The following is a 15,944-nucleotide window of genomic DNA, read 5'->3' as shown; positions in this document are numbered from 1 at the left end:
TCACGTCAACTTTCCGGAATGACGAAGAAGCCGAAGGAATCCAGGGAGGCCGAACCGAATACGCCGATCCCGCCGTCGAGATTGAAAACCGGTCTTTCGAAGGTATCGCCCGCCAGGCTGCCGAAGCCGAAGGCGTTCTGTCCGGAGGCCTCCACGCTTCTGAGGAAATCGAACAGGTTCCGGTCCAGCGCGTACACTTCGACTTTGTGTTCTCCGGACGAGCCGATGGCGAACCAGGGCAGCAGCAGCCGGCCGTCCCGTGCTTCCAGGGGAGGAGAACCTCCGTCTTCGAAACCGGGTTCCAGGACGATCACCTGGTAGGCTTCCACGTCGAGCGGATCGAAACGGACCTCGATCAGCCCCTCCCGATACGTGATCCTGTTCTCTTCGGCTGAATCGGGATCCAGACGGCGGATAACCTCCATGGACGGCTCTTCGAGGACGGCGATCTCATCGATGACCAGGGGATCCGGTGTGCTCGTGACCCCGCGGACTTCTCCGCCCAGCGCACGCACGCGAAGCCGGTACTCGGTATTGGGAAGTACCCTCGGCGCACCGGGCGGCGGGAGGTAGCGGCCCCGGTGACCGACACTCGCGTACCTGTACTCCGCAAGGCCTTGTATGACGGTGACTTCGGCATCATTCACCGAGGTGGCGTCCCCGGTCGCCACCGCATCGGCCGTGCGGGTCCGGGTGACGATGATTTCCGGCAACATGCGATCGACATACAGCACAGCGTCCACGACGATGGTTTCACGCTCGGCCGGACCGAAGAGCGTCGCCGGATCCCGCTCCGCCGAACAACCCGGATGGGCGGCGATACCGGCGAGCAGGACGGCCATCAGAACCGGCGTAATGCTGCGGGGCGGCCTGGTCGTTTTACTCATGGTCAGAAGTTGTAGTTCAGCCCGATGGTGGGCACGATGGGCAGCATCTTCACGACTTCAGCGGTAGTCACCTCTTCGTCTTCCGTATCATACTGGACAAACCACTCGTTGCGATGGTTGTACGCGTTGAACACCTGCAGATACCACTGAAAGTCCCGGTCGAACAGGCGGAAATCCTGCTTGACGCTCAGGTCCATTCTGTGGTACGGCAGCAGCCGCGAGGTGTTGCGGTCCGCGGGCAGGAAGTAGTCCTCCCGTATGCCGGTCCGGGCCGTTTCCCGCAATTCGTAACGGGCGGAGGCGGGTGTGAAGGCCTGGCCGGTAGCGAAGATCACATTACCGCCGAATGACCAGCGGCCGGTCCGGTAGTTGGCCGAGACCACAAGATCGTGGCGGCGGTCGTATTTCGGAGGATACCATTTGCCCTGGTTCACTTCCGGGAATTGCCTTCGCGTCCACCCGAGCGTGTAGCCGATCCATCCGGTCAACCTGCCCGACATGCGCTCCACGAACGCCTCCACGCCCGTGGCATAGCCTTTTCCACCGGTGATGAACACATCCTCCGACCGGGTTTCGTCGCCGCCCACCGCCCGCGTGTTGTCCACGACCACCAGGTTGCCCAGCCGCTGATAGTAGGACTCGAGCGAGAGCCGGTATCTCGGCGCAGGATCCCAGCTTGCCCCGATAACGTAGTGCCACGCCTGTCCGGGGGACACGCTCCCGTCGAGCGGCACCCAGAAATCACCGCCGCTGAAGCCCTCCGTCGTGATGAGCTGCAGATACTGGTGGTACCGCCCGCCGCCGGCCTTTAGGCGCAGTCCTTCGGAAAGCCGGTGGCTGATGGACAGGCGAGGTTCCAGGTCGATCGTTTCGCGTTCACTGTAATAGTTTGCGCGCAACCCGAGGCGTACCGAGGTGGAAGCCCGGGCCTGCCACTGATCCTGGGCATATACCGAGATCACATAGGGCTGCTGCCGGAGGTCGAGCTGGACATCCTGGTTGAAGCTTCTGATGAAACTGAACCGGTATGCCGAAGCGCGGAAGCCTCCCTTCAACGCGTGCGCCCCATCGGCGACATAGTCCAGGTCGCCCTTGACGCTGATGTCTCGAATGCTGTTCCTGAACAGGATCTCCGTGCCGTCGAAATTCGCCGAAAGCCGGCTCGTGTAGTCACTGCCGGATACCATGAAATTCCCGAAGAGCGTCGGCGAGAACAGGTGCGTCCATTTGCCGGTGACCGCCGAGTTGCCCCAGCGAACGTTGAAGAGATCGTTCTCGCTGGTTTCGAGGTTGAGATCGTCCCGGCCGAAGTATCCGCTCAGGACCAGATTGTCGGAGTAGGATAGATTCTGGTTGATTTTCGCGTTTACATCATAGAAATAGTATCCAGGGATATCCTCCACGCGCGACCGGATATAGGCCAGGACCGGTTCCAGGTACGTTCGCCGTCCCGAGACCATGAACGAGCCGCTCGCAAGGGGGCCTTCGATCATGGTGCGCATCGAGATGAGGCTGATCCCGCCCGAACCGCCGAGTTTGTTTCGGTTGCCGTCGCGGTTGGTCACGTCGAGGACCGCGCCGAGATTGCCGCCGTAATTGGCGGGATAGGCGCTCTTGTGCAGGCGCATGTCCTTGATGGCTTCCGGGTTGAAGATGGAAAAGAAACCGAATGCGTGCGAAGGGTTATAGAGGGGGATCTGGTCGAGCAGGATCTGGGTCTGGTCGGGGCCGCCTCCCCGTATGTACAGGCCGCTGCTGATGTCCGATGAGGCCTGGATGCCCGGGAGGAGCTGAAGGCTGCGCAACAGATCGGTTTCGCCGATGGCGGGCAACTCCTTCAGCACCGCGGCCTGCAGGGCGACGAACCCGGGCTGCGCCAGCCGTTCGTCCCGGTATCTTTCCGCCTCTACGACGGCTTCGTCGCCGATCAGAACGGTCGGTACGAGTTCCACGTCCCGCTGGAGAAAGGCTTCGGGACCGAGACTCAGCGTGTCCCGGTACGTTTCGTATCCGATGTAGGACACGACGAGTTCGTAGGAACCCCCGGGAATCCCGGTAATCGCGTAGAAGCCGTTATCGTTGGTCAGAGCGCCGAGGGATGTGCCGCTCAGGAACACGTTGGCGGCAAGCAGGTACTCGCCGCTGCTGCGGTCCGTGACGAAACCGCTGATCGTGGCGGCTTGCGCCGAGGCGGGGATCACCAGCAGGGAAAACAGTACAGCAAAGCACTTCATAGATGCCGATCGGACCTGCACCAGGTTCGTCGATTCGGATATTCCAGGTAACCGGATTAGCCATGCCCCGGGAAGCATTCAAAAGAAACCTAAGCCATCTTCGTCTCGAAGTCAACGAAGGGAAGGGCTTCGAGGTCTACGCGGGCCGGACCGGCCAGGCGGACCGCCAGTTGCTGTGCCGATACAACGCCGCGACCGGCCACCTGCCCCGGGACGAGTCGCCCAAGCCCTGTTTTCATCCGGTTTACACCCATTCCGGCGGCTTGATCAGTGAATACCGCCCCGAGGACCACACTTGGCATACGGGGTTGTATTTCGGCTGGGTACACGTAAACGATACCAATTTCTGGGGCGGTTCCTGGTACCTTCCGGAGCAAGGCAAGTACGTTCCCGTTCCCGGCAGCCACGGCGTGCAGCGCCACGATGGATTCACGGAGGTATCCGACCCCGTGTCCGGCGGCGTCGCCGTCGGCGAGCGCCTAACCTGGGTAGACCGCAACGGCCGCCCGGTGATCAGGGAGGCGCGGCGGTTCGATTTCCTGGAGACCGCGGCGGTCAGCGACGCTGGCCGGGCTGACCGGGCTGGCCGGGCTGCCCGCTGCCTCTGGCTCATCGACTCGGTGATCACCCCCGTCGAGGGAGAAGTCACCCTGGGCGCGTCGCGCGCCGCCCGTTACAGCGGTCTGATCCTGCGCATGGGGCTGCCCTTCGCCGATGCGCACCATACCTGCGGCAGCGGCCTCATCGGTCACGAAGCCATCATGAGAACGCGGGACAGATGGGTCGCCGCCGCGGGCGCACAGGGCGGCATGGTGGTCATGATGGACCATCCGCGGAACCTTCGCCACCCGGTGCAATGGTTTACCCGGCGCAATCTCCTTGGCACCGGGCCGCTCATGGAAGAAGACCTTACAATCCCCGCATCGGACCGTCTTCATCTCCGTTACGGATTCCTGGTGCTTGACGAGGTAGCTGGTGCCGAAGAAATCGAAGAACTCTACCGTTCCTACGTGTCCGCATCCGACGAGCGTTCCCCGACGTAACGACCGTGCGCGCCTGTAGACCGACGCCTGTCGTCCGTGCGCGCCTGTCATCCGTGCGCGCCTGTCGTCCGGCGTCCGACCGGCGGCCAAATGTGCGCGTACCGTTCATTCTTGCTTGACATGCGGCCGGTAACGGCCGATTTTCGGAGTCACGACAGATTCACCTCACAGTCAATCGATTCAGGCAAGCGCTCGCGTGCCCGGCCACCGGATAATCTCACCGGTAATTGCCGTGTAACCTTACCGGCGTATGCCGTCGTTGGGCGGCCGACGATCCGCGGGAACGGGCACTATGGAAGCGGGCACTTCGGAAGCGGGCACTTCGGAACCTCTCGCGGCTTCGCCCTGGCGTGATCGGAGTATCATGAACAGAGATTCGCTTGTAAAAGAAGTGGCATCCGATCTACAGGTATCCAGGCACAAGGTAAGAGTCGTGCTGAACGGATTCCTGTCGGAGGTTACCGAGGCAATGCACCGGGACGAACGGGTGAATCTGCACCGTTTCGGCGCCTTCAACGTGAAAGTCAGGAAAGCACGCACGGCCCGCGACCTGAATACCAACGTGGAATTGCGCCTGAACGACCGCCACATCCCTCACTTCATGCCCTTCGATACGTTAAAGGACATGGTCGCGCAGCAGTCTCCCGTTTCCGAGGAACAAACCGGGCCGGTGGCCGTCGACCCGGTGAAACAACAGGTCGAAGAGACGCCCAAAGATCGATCCGACGATTTATCGGCCATGATGAACAGGGCTGAAGTCCTTGCGAACAAAGGCAAAATCGAACAGGCGATCCAGCAGTACAAGCGTATACTCGAACGGCAACCTGGACATGCCACCGCGACGGGCAGCCTGGGCAGGATGTTCTTTCGCCTCGGCGCCCAGGAAACCGCTCTCGAACACTACAACCGCGCGCTGGGAAACGATCCCGGCCACCTGGACACGCTGGTAGACCGGGCGGAGCTGTTCGTGGAGATGGGACAATACGAAGATGCCAGGACCGACCTGCTTCGCGTCCTGGAATACGACCCGTATTTCTACCGGGCCTGCTATATGCTCGGTGTGCTCTACATCACCATAGGTACCTACGACGCTGCGATCAGGGTGCTTTCCCGCGCGCTGGACGTGGACCGGACGAAAGCGGAAGTGCACCTGCAACTAGGCAAGGCTTACTGTCACGTGGAGAAGCACACGGAAGCGATCGAGCACTTCGAAGCCCTGCTTCGCCATGACCCGAACAACGAGCAGGCGTATCGGTATCTCGGCACGATCTACGACAAAAGCAAACAGGCCGACAAGGCGCTCGAGATGTATCGGAAATCCAACGAAATCGGCCCGGTCTGATTTTCGATACCAATGAAGGGTACTGGTCAGGCTGAATTGTTGAAGATAACGAACCCAAATATGTATACGGGTTTAAATAATGGCCAGGAAAGGGTAAGGATCGGGAGGGTCTTTAACTGGATGAACACCGTCAAGAACGTGCATTCGGTCGAAGGACGGACAAAACCGGCTGCGCGCGGCGCAGGCGAAGACCGGCGCGAGGAAGAACGCAGGTTGATGGAACGGACCAAAGCGGGTGACGGCCCGGCCTTCGACGAAATGACGAGGCGCTACAGCGAGAAGGCCTATTCCGTGGCATACCAGATGCTTGCGAGTCACGATGACGCGCGCGACCTCGTCCAGGACGCGTTCCTCGAAGTATTCAGGACGCGGGAGCGGTTCAATACGCAGTACAGGTTTTCGACCTGGCTGTACCGCATATTGATCAACAAGTGCATCAACTTCCGCAAGCGGGAAGCCCGACGCCGCATGTTCTCCTTTACGGATTACGGCTCGCGGAACGGCGGCGCCGGCCAACAGTTTCTGGTTTCCAATCTGCCCTCTTCCGAGAAGAACCCGCACGAGGTGCTGGAAAGCGATGAATTGAAGCGGTCTATCATGGCCGCGCTGGATACCCTGTCGGAACGGCACAGGACCGTTGTCGTGCTGTTCGACCTGGAAGGCCTCTCGCACAGGCAGATCGCGGAAATTCTCCAGTGTCCCGAGGGTACGGTGATGTCCCGGCTGCATCACGGACGGCTCAAGTTGAAGCGCGTGCTGTCCAAGCGACTGGCCGGATACCTTGATCTATAGGAACGCGCCATGAACTGCAACGAGATAAAGAAGCGGCTTACCCGATACCTGGAGCGCATGTGCGGCAACGAGGAAGTCGCCGAGATTGCGCGCCATATCGAATCCTGCCCCGATTGCGCACGGGAACTGCGCGGATTGCAGTCCGTCCGCGGCATGTTGCGCTGCTGCCGACCGAAGAAACCCGAGGCGGTCGCGGTGGCGGAAGTCCAGACCGCGGTGCTCGAGCGCACGACGCATGCCCATATGGTGCCGGGCATGAAGGGAAGGGACGCGCCGGCTCGCGAGCAGCCCGGCCGGTTCATCGCGGCGGCGGCCGTGCTGTTGCTGGTGGCGGGAGGGCTTATCTGGCAGTCGATCCAGCCGGTCGAGCCCCCGTCCGTCCAGCGCACGCTTTCGGAAGACGATATGTTCTTCATCCTGCAGGAACACGCCCTTATCGAGGACCAGAGCGTGTTTACCAGCGGTACCCTGGGTTCCGTCATGGTCAACTACAAGGAATAGGTGGTACGAGATGCGGTTACGGCCTGTATTCCTTTGTTTCGTCACGACGGCGTGTATCGCGATGACCGCTCCGGCCCGCGGCGTCGATCCGGACATCACCTATCAGAAGATCATGGAAGCCCCGGCCCTGGTGAGCTACCGCGCCACCCTCACGAAACAGCGGTTCAGCGCGGAAGGGGATACCGCCCGTTACGTCCAGATCATCACCCATCAGCGTCCTGACCGGGACCGCATAGACATCCCCGATGCCGAAGGCCGGATCCGCGAGATCATTATCCGCGTCGACCATGACATATACCGGCGTACCACTTCGGGGGATTCGCTGTCCTACTCGCATCGCCGCCAGTCGAACTCGAACGTGCTCGACATGAACCTGGAGTTCAGCAGTCTCGACCTGCTCCAGACCAACTACGACCTCGAGATCGCCGGCGCCGATCGGATTCTCGACCGTCCGGTGGCCGTCCTGGCCTTCAAGCCCCGCCATCCCGGAAGGATGACCATGACGGCGTGGATCGACGAGGAGACGGGCCTCGTGATGCGCACGGAAGAACGGAACGAGGCGGGCGTGCTGGTCGAGGAAGTCTTCCTGACGGAATTCGAACAGGACCCGCGGATTTCACCGGACCTCTTTGATACGGAAGAATGGAAGGGCAAGTCCGTCGAACTCAACCAGGTCATTGCCTGCGGTTCCATCAGCGAAGTACAGAAGGAAGCGGATTTCAAGTTGAACGCCCCGGTCTACGTTCCACCGGGGTTCATCCTGCAGCAACGCCGCGTCATGCAGCACCACGGCCAGCCGCTCGTGCATTTCATGTACAGCGACGGCCTCTCACGCATCTCGCTCTTCCAGCGGATCGCTTCCTCTGAAGCGTCGCACCGGTCTCCCAGGGGTACGCCCGAATTGCATGGCGACGTTCGTGTCTGGGAACGAGGCCCCTATTCCATTCTGCGGCGCCATTTCGACGGAAAGCTCTTCACCCTGATCGGTGACGTGGCCGTAAGCGAATCCATCGAACTGCTCACTTCGCTCTGCACGATCAAGCCGACGGTCACCGCATCCCCCGCTCCCACGGGCTACTCCTCGTGGATCGGTGCGGGCGCGGGCCTCCTCGCGGTCGGCCTGTGGATACTCTGGCGTCGCCGCATGTGACGGGTGTTGGCCCTTCCTCCTCTTCTTCTCCGTTACCCGGAAACCTTCCGCTTCGACTGTGGTCTAACAGATAAACCGATCTGTTGCGCGGGATTTCGCATAAAATCCCGTCTAATCGAATATAGGGCAATTCAATAAGGAACTACTTCATCCACCGTAACAAGGAGCTATTCAATGAAGACGCGACATGCCATCGGCTGCGCCGTCCTGATCGCGGCCGGCCTGTTCACCCGGGGAGAAGCGGCGTTCGGGCAGTCCTCCGGGGCCGCCGCGACCGCGGGCGGTCCGTACACGCTGGAGCAGTGTATTCAGATAGCAATGCGGAACAATCCCCGGATCGAGATCGCCCGGAAACAGGTGGAAGTCCGACAAGCGGCCGTTCTGGGTTCTTATACGGGTGTCATGCCACAGTTGACCGCCAACCTGATGAACGCGAATCGGACGACTTCAGGCGATTCCCAACTCTTCCTCGAGGGCGAGTTGATCCGGGAGTCGCCGGGCAGCACCCGGACGAATTACGGCAACAACGTCTTCCTGCGCATGAATCTGTACAATGGCGGCCAGAACTGGAACGCGATCCGGCGTGACCGGCAGCTAGTAGACAACGAGAAACTGGGGCAGGTCAGTACCGAAAACCAGATCACCGTTGACGTGAAGACCGGTTACTACGGCTTGCTGCGAGCCCAGCGGCTCAAGGAAGTGCAAGAAGAAAACGTCCGCCTTAACGAGGAACAACTTCGGCGGACCCAGAGTATGTACGAGATCGGTTCCGTGGCCCGCGTGGAGGTGCTTCAGACCACGGCTCAACTTGGCGCGGCGCGGATCACTTTGCATAACCGCGAGAAGGACGTACTGCAGGCCCGGGCCGCGCTGGCCAACGTCATGGGTATCGGTTCCGGCGATGTATTCGAGATCATAGATCCTTTGGAAGGCGGTGCGCTCGATACGACGGTGTCCATGGCCTTAACGGATGCGCTTCGGATGGCCGATCTGACCAATCCCGCCATCCAGCGGGACGAGGGCGGCATCCGTTCCGCGATGATCGGAACCAAGTTGGCTCGGGGCGGACTCTGGCCGACGATATCGGGCTCAGTAGGTTACAGCCGGTCGGGCGTGCGTTTCCAGGACGTCTACGGCACCTATGACAAAAACTGGCGCCTGTCCTTTAATCTGAATCTCAGCATGCCGATCCTGAACGGCACGCAGACCTATGCCGAGATCTCGCAGGCGCAGGCGCAGCAGTTGATCGCGGAGGAAACGCTGCGCCAGACGCGGAGGACGACCTCGCTGACCATCCGAAACGCCTTGCTCGACCTGGAAACGGCCCGGGAAGTCATCACGCTCAGTAACGACAACATCGTGGCCTCGGAGGAGAGTCTCCGGCTGGCGGAAGAACGGTACCGGGTAGGTTCCGGCACGCTGCTGGAAGTGTTTACGGCACAGGAAGCCCTGGTCCGGGCGAAATCCGATCTGGCCGGCGCGCAGTATGATTACCTGATCGCCCAGGCGACGCTGGACGGCGCCCTGGGTAAGTAAACGTACCCGATCGTTAACACCGGAACGCCCGTATGCCCGTGGACATCCAAACGGATTCCCTGATCTGGATCCTCATCGCCTTCATCCTCTCCGGCATCCTGATCTACGGGCTTTCCCGGCGGCTGTTCAGCCAGTTGTCGCCGGCCGCCGCCTGGGGTCTCATCGGCCTGCGGATCGCGGCGGCCGCCGTAGCGCTGGCGGTCCTGAGCGATCCCGTCTCGAGAATGGTGCTGGAAAGGACCGTGTCGCCTCGCCTGGCCGTGCTCGTCGACACCTCGGCGAGCATGGGTCTGACGGACCGGCTGGGCAGGCGGAACGAAGTCCTGGCCTCGGTCCTGTCCGGCGACGCGTTGCAGGCCCTTGAGACCCGTCACCGCGTCCATCGCTACCGGTTCGCGGAAGACCTTTCGCCCCTGCCCGAAGACGTGATCGATACCCTTTCCACAGAAGGCGCGGGTACCGACATCGGCGGTGCCATGTCCTTTCTCGAAGGCGGTTCAGGCGCCGGCCGTTTCACCGCCGCCGTCCTGGTCACCGACGGAAATTTCACCGCCGGGCGCGATCCGCTCAGGGTCGCCGAGGATCTCGATATGCCCGTGTACACGGTGGGCATCGGCGACACCCTGGCCGTCCGGGACATTGGCGTTTCCCATTTGACGGTGAACGAAGTAGTTTACACCGGGAGCAACGTTCCGGTCGAAGTCGGCGTGCGCGGCCGCGGGTATGACAGCGTGCGTGTGCCCGTCACCCTGCGGGAAGAAGGCCGCATCCTCCGAAGCGAGGAAGTCACGCTGGATGGCCGGGAAGAGGAACGGACCGTCGTTTTCCACGTCGTCCCCGAGACCGAAGGCGTTCACCGGTACCAGGTGGAAGTGCCCGAACTGGATGGCGAGATCACCGCGGGGAACAACCACCGTGAATTCGCGATCAAGGTACTGAAATCCGGACTGCGGGTGCTGTATATCGAAGGCGCCCCCCGTGCCGACATGGGATTCCTGAGGCGCTCGATGGAGAAGGACGCCAATCTGGAAGTGACCGGCATCCTGCTCCGGCCCGACGGTCGCACCTTTCCCGAACCCATGCCCGCTTCGCGGACGGACTGGTTCTCCTATGACCTCGTCATCCTGGGCAGCGTGGACTATGAACGCATCCGGCCATGGGCGCCATTACTGGTAGCCTTCGTCGAGGAAAGAGGCGGCGGATTGATCGCCTTCGGCGGTCCGCACAGCTTTGAAATGGGTGGTTACGCCGGAACGCCCGTCGGTGATCTGATGCCCTTCGCCATCGCCGCGTCGGCCAGAGGCCTGTCCGAAGAGGCCTTCGTACCGGACTTGACGGCAGACGGCCGCACGCATCCGATCACTCGACTGGATGATGACCCGGCCGAATCGGAACGGCGCTGGCTGGAGCTGCCGCCGCTGCCCGGCATGAACCAGGCCGGGCGCGCGAAGCCCGGTGCGACGGTACTCGCCAGGCACCCGACCTGGCGGGCCGAAGACGAGCGCACGCCGGTCATCGCCGAGCATCGTTACGGGCAGGGCCGGGTACTCGGCATCGCCGCCCAGGGCCTGTGGCGCTGGGATCTGATGATGTGGGGCAGCGGCGGGACCAACGCGGCGTACGAAAGGTTCTGGAACAACGCCGTAAGGTGGATTACCGTGCGCGAGGGCAGCCGCAGGATTCGCGTCGTTTCGGACAAGCTTCAGTACCACGGCGGTGAAACGATCCGCTTCGACGGCCAGGTCTACGATGAAAACTACCGGCCGGTCGAAGGGGCCGAACTGAACGTGGCCGTTCGCCCGGCGCAGGACGAAACGGGTGCGCTTCAAATAAACCTTACTTCGTCGGGGCAGGGGTTCGGCCGATACGCGGGACGCCTTCAGTTCCTGCCCGCGGGCGCGTACTCCTTCGAAGCGGCTGCCGCGCTGAGCGGCGTACCGATCGGGAACGACCGGGGGGGATTCGTCGTGGGTGAAGCCGGCGCCGAATTCGAGCGAACCCGCATGAACCGGGAACTGCTGGTCCGGCTGGCCGATATGACGGGCGGCGGCTTCTACCTGCCGTCGGACATCGATCGCATAGCCGACGATATCGAGCTGGACGAGATCACCGTGCAGGAGTCCCGCACCGTCTCGCTGTGGAACCATCCCGGCGTGCTGGCGTTGCTGGTCTGCCTGCTCGCGGCGGAGTGGTTCTACCGGAGGTACCTCGGGATGGTCTGACCGATCGGACTGGGCGGCGCCGGAACGGAACCGCGCCAGCGCAAGTATCCGTTGACACGGCCGTCCGCTTTCCATACACTTCCTGTTACCGTTAGGGGCGGCTCCTCGCGAGCCTGAGAATCACGACCCTTCGAACCTGACCTGGGTTATGCCAGCGTAGGGAAACGGCTGAACGAAGCCGTTTCGCAGAGAAGCGGCTTTTTCTTTTCCGGTGAGGAAGTGGCGGAGTTCCGTGGCGCAGCGATCGGACATCGTGGTCATCGGCGGCGGGATCGTCGGTCTGGCCGTGGCGAGGCGGCTGTGTCTCTCCGGCTGTGCGGTCACGGTTTTGGAACGGCACCGGACCGGCCGCGGAGCGTCCTGGGCTGCCGCGGGCATGCTGGCGCCCCACTGCGAATTCGATGCACCCGATCCCTATTTCGCCCTGTGCAGGACCGGATTGGAACACTACGCCGGTTTCATCGAAACGCTCAGGGAGGAAACCGGATGCACGATCGATTACAACTCGACCGGGGCGGTTTTTCCGGCATTGAGCGACCGGGGACAGGCGCGGCTGGAGGCGCGGTATGAACGGCATCTCCGGGACGACGTACCCGTAGAGCGGCTCACCGTACGAGAGGCGCGGCGCCTCGAGCCGAATCTGACGAACGGAATCCGCATGGCGCTGCGCTACCCGGACGACCACCAGGTCGAAAACCGGGACGTCGTTACGGCCCTCGCGCAATCCGTCCTGAAGGGCGGCGGCGTGATCCGCGAAGGCGTTACCGCCCGGAAGATCCTGCTGGACGGCCACCGTGTCGCCGGTGTAGATACGACGGAAGGCACCTGGAAAGCACAGACGGTGGTGAACGCCATGGGTTGCCGGGCGCGCTACCTGGACGGCATCGCGCCCGCCTGGCGTATCCCCGTCCGGCCGGTGCGCGGGCAGATCCTCGCCTTGCGGGCAGGCGCCGCGCCGCCTTTCCATCATACGATCTATACCAGCGGCGTATACCTGGTACCCCGTTCGGATGGGCGGTTGATCATCGGCGCTACCGTGGAGGAAGCCGGATTTCGGGACGAGGTCACGCTGGGCGGCGTCATGCAGCTGTTCCGGGACGCCCTGGAACTCGCGCCCGGCCTGAAGTCCTGGACGATGGACTCCACCTGGTCGGGGCTGCGGCCGGTGGCGCGGGACGGATGGCCCGTGCTCGGCGCCACGGGGACGCCCGGCCTGTTCGCGGCCTCGGGGCATGGCCGGAACGGCATACTGCTGGCACCGCTGACCGGAGACCTGCTCGCCGAGGCCATCCTGCACGACCGCGTACCTTCCATCATGCGGCCCTTTCTGCCCGACCGGTTTTACCCCGCTCAAACCGGAGAGACCCACGATGAACGTGACCGTTAACGGGACGACAAGACAACTTCCCGGAGCAACAAGCATCGCCGACCTGCTGAAGGAACTCGGCGTGTCTTCCGAAGGAACCGCCGTAGCCCTCAACGGCGCGGTCGTCCCCAGGAAAGAACACGGGACGACCATGCTCGCAGCCGAGGACGTGGTCGAGGTGATCCGGGCAGTAGCGGGCGGGTGACGGCCGGAAGCAGGCAGTTGACCACCGTTTCCGCACGGCGTGGAGTCCCAACGTGTATCTACAAATGGTGATTGTAAACGAACCCTGAATCTGACAAGTACGGAGTCCCTGGACTGTACAGGCAAAGGAGCAGACCGACATGGGCGCCCTGAAAATAGGCGGTTTGACGTTGGATTCCCGGCTGATACTCGGCACGGGCAAATACGCGAGTTTCGAACTGATGCGGGAATCCTTCGAGGCGAGCGGTACGGGCATGGTTACGTTGGCCATCCGCCGGATCGACCTCGATGATACCTCCGGGCAGTCGCTGCTCGATTATATCGACCGTGACCGTTACGAACTGCTGCCCAACACGGCTGGATGCTACACGGCGAGCGACGCCGTGCTGACCTGCGAACTGGCGCGGGAGGCGCTGGGGACCGATACGGTAAAGCTTGAAGTCATCGGGGACGAGAAGACCCTGTTTCCCGATAACGAGGCCACGTTGGAAGCCGCGCGCACCCTGGTCGACCGGGGATTCAACGTCATGCCCTATACCATCGACGATCCCATCGTCTGCAAGAAACTCGAAGAGGCGGGATGCGTCGCGGTCATGCCCCTCGCCGCGCCCATCGGCTCCGGCCTGGGCATCCGCAACCCGCACAACATCGCCATCATCGTGGAGAACAGCCAGGTGCCGGTCATCGTCGACGCGGGGGTCGGGACCGCCTCCGACGCGTCCGTCGCCATGGAACTGGGCTGCGACGGCATACTGATGAATACCGGCGTGGCCGGCGCGCAGGACCCGGTAAAGATGGCCGTCGCCATGCGCAAAGCGGTCGAGGCCGGCCGACTTGCCTACGAAGCGGGACGGATTCCCATGAAGGCCTACGCGTCCGCTTCCAGTCCGCTGAGCGGTGTGATCCATTCGTCCTCGAAATAGCCTCCATGGTTGACTTCAGGTTCTATCTGATCGGCGACCGGACCCGCTGCGCCGGACGTTCTCTCGCCTCGGCGTTGGTCCAGGCCTGTCGCGCGGGCGTCCGCGCGGTCCAGATCAGGGAGAAGGACCTGAAGACCCCGGACCTGCTGGCGTTGACCAGTGAGGTGCAGGCGGAACTCGGATCGCTGCGGCCCGTGCTGATGGTCAACGGCAACCTGGAGGTCGCCGCGGCCTGCGTGGCGCAGGGCGTTCACCTGCCGGAGTCCGGCGTGCCGGTCCGCGAGGCCCGCGAAGCACTCTCCCCCGGCACCCTGATCGGCCGGTCGACCCACGGCACGGAAAACGCGCGCGCCGCGGAAGCGGAAGGGGCCGACTTCGTCACGTTCGGACCGGTATACGATACGCCGTCCAAGGCCGGATACGGTCCGCCCATGGGGCTTCGGGCGCTCGCGGAAGCGGCAGGCTCGGTGACGATCCCGGTTTTTGCCCTGGGCGGCGTGACGCCCGGCCGCACGAGGGCGTGCCTGGAAGCGGGTGCCTATGGCGTCGCCGCGATCTCGGCGGTGCTGTCGCAACCCGACATTCCCGTGGCCGTCAAAAAGTTCGAAAAGGCCCTCGGCGGCCTGTGACGGTGCGCGGCGATCAAAATAGTTGTTGACAATTCCGGTAAACTTACCGAAGTTACTCGGGAACCATCGACATTTCGGATATCTGAACAGCCTTCCGCTTACTTTATCCCAACAGTGAGGCGACGTATGCGGCGCTTATGGAAAGAAATGAATCGAACGCTCCTGATTTCCGGCCTGCTTGCAGGAATGATCGGTATCGCATGCAGCGGGACGCCTGTCGAGGAGGAAGCCACGGTCGTCAGCACCGAGACGGTCGGCACCGAGATCGGCCATACGGCGCCGAACTTCGAAGTGTATGCCATGGATGGCACGAAGGTCACCCTGGAGGACTTCCGGGGCCGGCCCCTGTTCGTGAACTTCTGGGCCTGGTGGTGCCCGCCCTGCATCAGGGATGCGGAACCCCTGATGGAAATCGCGCAACAGTATGAAGGACGCATCGACTTCCTGTTCGTCGGCGTGAACAAATTCTACAAGGACGAGAAACCGCTCGATCCCGCGGAATTCGAGGAAGGATTCGGCCCCGGGCTGGAGGAATTCAAGCAAGGCCTTCAGGCGTCCAGACTGGTTCGTCCTTCCGACGAATCGGAGAAGAACAATCCGGATAAAATGGCCGGGATCGCGGCGCGGAACGAAGAAGTCATCGCCTACTATATGGACAGCGCGACCTCCCTTTACGACTTCCGCGGATACTGGGAACGCCAGTTCCGGGCCAAGACCAACCAGCGCTACGGGATTCCCGTCACCTACCTGATCGACAGCGAGGGGCGCATCAAGCTGGACGTCCATCCCAACGATCAGCACTGGGACAAGAACCTCGATATCCTGGAAGACCTGCTCGCGGGCAAGGACCTGTCCCATTACGCGGAGCGCTTCCCCATTCCACCTAAACACCAGCGCGAGGGGACTGCGGGAAGCTGATCACCCGGACGATAGCTTTCTTCAAGCGTCTTGTCCTGGCCTGTATCGCCGGTGCGGCCACCCACGCCGGCGTATACGCCCAGGAACCCCCCAGGCAACTCTGCGGTACGCTGCACCTCCATCCATACACCCAGCCCCCGGAGGGCGGGCTCGCCGCCAGGGCCCACCGGCCCGACCAGGTCGGTCCGGGCCGGCCC

Annotated in this window: 14 protein-coding genes and 1 riboswitch; of the genes, 12 read left to right on the top strand and 2 right to left on the bottom strand. The window is 62.4% G+C overall.

All coding sequences use genetic code 11. The annotated features are described in order from the left end of the window. Nucleotides 1-5: 5 nt before the first annotated feature. A complete protein-coding gene (locus tag F4Y38_10565) occupies nucleotides 6-887 on the bottom strand; it encodes a DUF4249 family protein (protein ID MXY49717.1) in 882 nt (293 codons plus the stop codon). A gap of 2 nt (nucleotides 888-889) precedes the next feature. Then, nucleotides 890-3,199 carry a TonB-dependent receptor gene (locus tag F4Y38_10560; GenBank protein ID MXY49716.1) on the bottom strand — a complete coding sequence of 770 codons (2,310 nt, stop codon included), beginning with the start codon at nucleotides 3,197-3,199 and terminating at the stop codon, nucleotides 890-892. Between F4Y38_10560 and F4Y38_10555 the strand changes: the two genes are divergently transcribed. From F4Y38_10555 to F4Y38_10500, 12 genes are all read left to right on the top strand, one after another. Beyond that, nucleotides 3,124-4,164 (top strand): hypothetical protein, encoded by a 1,041-nt coding sequence (locus F4Y38_10555; protein ID MXY49715.1) that lies wholly within the window; start codon nucleotides 3,124-3,126, stop codon nucleotides 4,162-4,164. The genes F4Y38_10560 and F4Y38_10555 overlap by 76 nt on opposite strands. Nucleotides 4,165-4,414: 250 nt before the next feature. Next, on the top strand, nucleotides 4,415-5,506 hold the full coding sequence (locus F4Y38_10550; GenBank protein MXY49714.1) for a tetratricopeptide repeat protein: 1,092 nt from the start codon (nucleotides 4,415-4,417) through the stop codon (nucleotides 5,504-5,506). Between the two features lie 12 nt (nucleotides 5,507-5,518). Then, the gene (locus tag F4Y38_10545) at nucleotides 5,519-6,298 is read left to right on the top strand and encodes a sigma-70 family RNA polymerase sigma factor (GenBank protein ID MXY49713.1); all 780 of its coding nucleotides are present in this window, start codon (nucleotides 5,519-5,521) and stop codon (nucleotides 6,296-6,298) included. 9 nt (nucleotides 6,299-6,307) lie between these two features. Further along, nucleotides 6,308-6,799 carry a zf-HC2 domain-containing protein gene (locus F4Y38_10540; protein ID MXY49712.1) on the top strand — a complete coding sequence of 164 codons (492 nt, stop codon included), beginning with the start codon at nucleotides 6,308-6,310 and terminating at the stop codon, nucleotides 6,797-6,799. A gap of 10 nt (nucleotides 6,800-6,809) precedes the next feature. Then, nucleotides 6,810-7,949: a hypothetical protein gene (locus F4Y38_10535; protein ID MXY49711.1), complete on the top strand. Its 1,140-nt coding sequence runs from the start codon at nucleotides 6,810-6,812 to the stop codon at nucleotides 7,947-7,949. 174 nt (nucleotides 7,950-8,123) lie between these two features. Further along, the gene (locus F4Y38_10530) at nucleotides 8,124-9,485 is read left to right on the top strand and encodes a TolC family protein (protein MXY49710.1); all 1,362 of its coding nucleotides are present in this window, start codon (nucleotides 8,124-8,126) and stop codon (nucleotides 9,483-9,485) included. A 32-nt stretch (nucleotides 9,486-9,517) separates the two neighbouring features. Beyond that, nucleotides 9,518-11,707 (top strand): hypothetical protein, encoded by a 2,190-nt coding sequence (locus F4Y38_10525; GenBank protein MXY49709.1) that lies wholly within the window; start codon nucleotides 9,518-9,520, stop codon nucleotides 11,705-11,707. An 83-nt stretch (nucleotides 11,708-11,790) separates the two neighbouring features. After that, a riboswitch (TPP riboswitch) is annotated at nucleotides 11,791-11,887 on the top strand. A 31-nt stretch (nucleotides 11,888-11,918) separates the two neighbouring features. Then, nucleotides 11,919-13,094 (top strand): glycine oxidase ThiO, encoded by a 1,176-nt coding sequence (thiO, locus tag F4Y38_10520; protein ID MXY49708.1) that lies wholly within the window; start codon nucleotides 11,919-11,921, stop codon nucleotides 13,092-13,094. Next, nucleotides 13,078-13,278 (top strand): sulfur carrier protein ThiS, encoded by a 201-nt coding sequence (thiS, locus tag F4Y38_10515; protein MXY49707.1) that lies wholly within the window; start codon nucleotides 13,078-13,080, stop codon nucleotides 13,276-13,278. The genes thiO and thiS overlap by 17 nt, the downstream gene beginning before the upstream one ends. A 139-nt stretch (nucleotides 13,279-13,417) precedes the next feature. Next, on the top strand, nucleotides 13,418-14,200 hold the full coding sequence (locus F4Y38_10510) for a thiazole synthase (GenBank protein ID MXY49706.1): 783 nt from the start codon (nucleotides 13,418-13,420) through the stop codon (nucleotides 14,198-14,200). A gap of 5 nt (nucleotides 14,201-14,205) precedes the next feature. Beyond that, on the top strand, nucleotides 14,206-14,829 hold the full coding sequence (locus F4Y38_10505; protein MXY49705.1) for a thiamine phosphate synthase: 624 nt from the start codon (nucleotides 14,206-14,208) through the stop codon (nucleotides 14,827-14,829). Between the two features lie 126 nt (nucleotides 14,830-14,955). Next, the gene (locus F4Y38_10500; protein ID MXY49704.1) at nucleotides 14,956-15,747 is read left to right on the top strand and encodes a TlpA family protein disulfide reductase; all 792 of its coding nucleotides are present in this window, start codon (nucleotides 14,956-14,958) and stop codon (nucleotides 15,745-15,747) included. Nucleotides 15,748-15,944 lie beyond the last annotated feature (197 nt).

The sequence above is a fragment of the Gemmatimonadota bacterium genome (assembly GCA_009838645.1).
In the GTDB taxonomy this organism is placed as follows: Bacteria; JAAXHH01; JAAXHH01; order JAAXHH01; family JAAXHH01; genus JAAXHH01.
The sequence above is the reverse complement of the archived record's forward strand: the minus strand, read 5'-3'. Positions and strand labels throughout refer to the sequence as shown.

Bases quoted from the DNA above. Each gene is read 5' to 3' on its own strand.
- F4Y38_10565 (MXY49717.1), bottom strand. From the start codon at position 887: ATGAGTAAAACGACCAGGCCGCCCCGCAGCATTACGCCGGTTCTGATG.
- F4Y38_10555 (MXY49715.1), top strand. From the start codon at position 3,124: ATGCCGATCGGACCTGCACCAGGTTCGTCGATTCGGATATTCCAGGTA.
- F4Y38_10560 (MXY49716.1), bottom strand. From the start codon at position 3,199: ATGCTTCCCGGGGCATGGCTAATCCGGTTACCTGGAATATCCGAATCG.
- F4Y38_10550 (MXY49714.1), top strand. From the start codon at position 4,415: ATGCCGTCGTTGGGCGGCCGACGATCCGCGGGAACGGGCACTATGGAA.
- F4Y38_10545 (MXY49713.1), top strand. From the start codon at position 5,519: ATGAAGGGTACTGGTCAGGCTGAATTGTTGAAGATAACGAACCCAAAT.
- F4Y38_10540 (MXY49712.1), top strand. From the start codon at position 6,308: ATGAACTGCAACGAGATAAAGAAGCGGCTTACCCGATACCTGGAGCGC.
- F4Y38_10535 (MXY49711.1), top strand. From the start codon at position 6,810: ATGCGGTTACGGCCTGTATTCCTTTGTTTCGTCACGACGGCGTGTATC.
- F4Y38_10530 (MXY49710.1), top strand. From the start codon at position 8,124: ATGAAGACGCGACATGCCATCGGCTGCGCCGTCCTGATCGCGGCCGGC.
- F4Y38_10525 (MXY49709.1), top strand. From the start codon at position 9,518: ATGCCCGTGGACATCCAAACGGATTCCCTGATCTGGATCCTCATCGCC.
- thiS (MXY49707.1), top strand. From the start codon at position 13,078: ATGAACGTGACCGTTAACGGGACGACAAGACAACTTCCCGGAGCAACA.
- F4Y38_10510 (MXY49706.1), top strand. From the start codon at position 13,418: ATGGGCGCCCTGAAAATAGGCGGTTTGACGTTGGATTCCCGGCTGATA.
- F4Y38_10505 (MXY49705.1), top strand. From the start codon at position 14,206: ATGGTTGACTTCAGGTTCTATCTGATCGGCGACCGGACCCGCTGCGCC.
- F4Y38_10500 (MXY49704.1), top strand. From the start codon at position 14,956: ATGCGGCGCTTATGGAAAGAAATGAATCGAACGCTCCTGATTTCCGGC.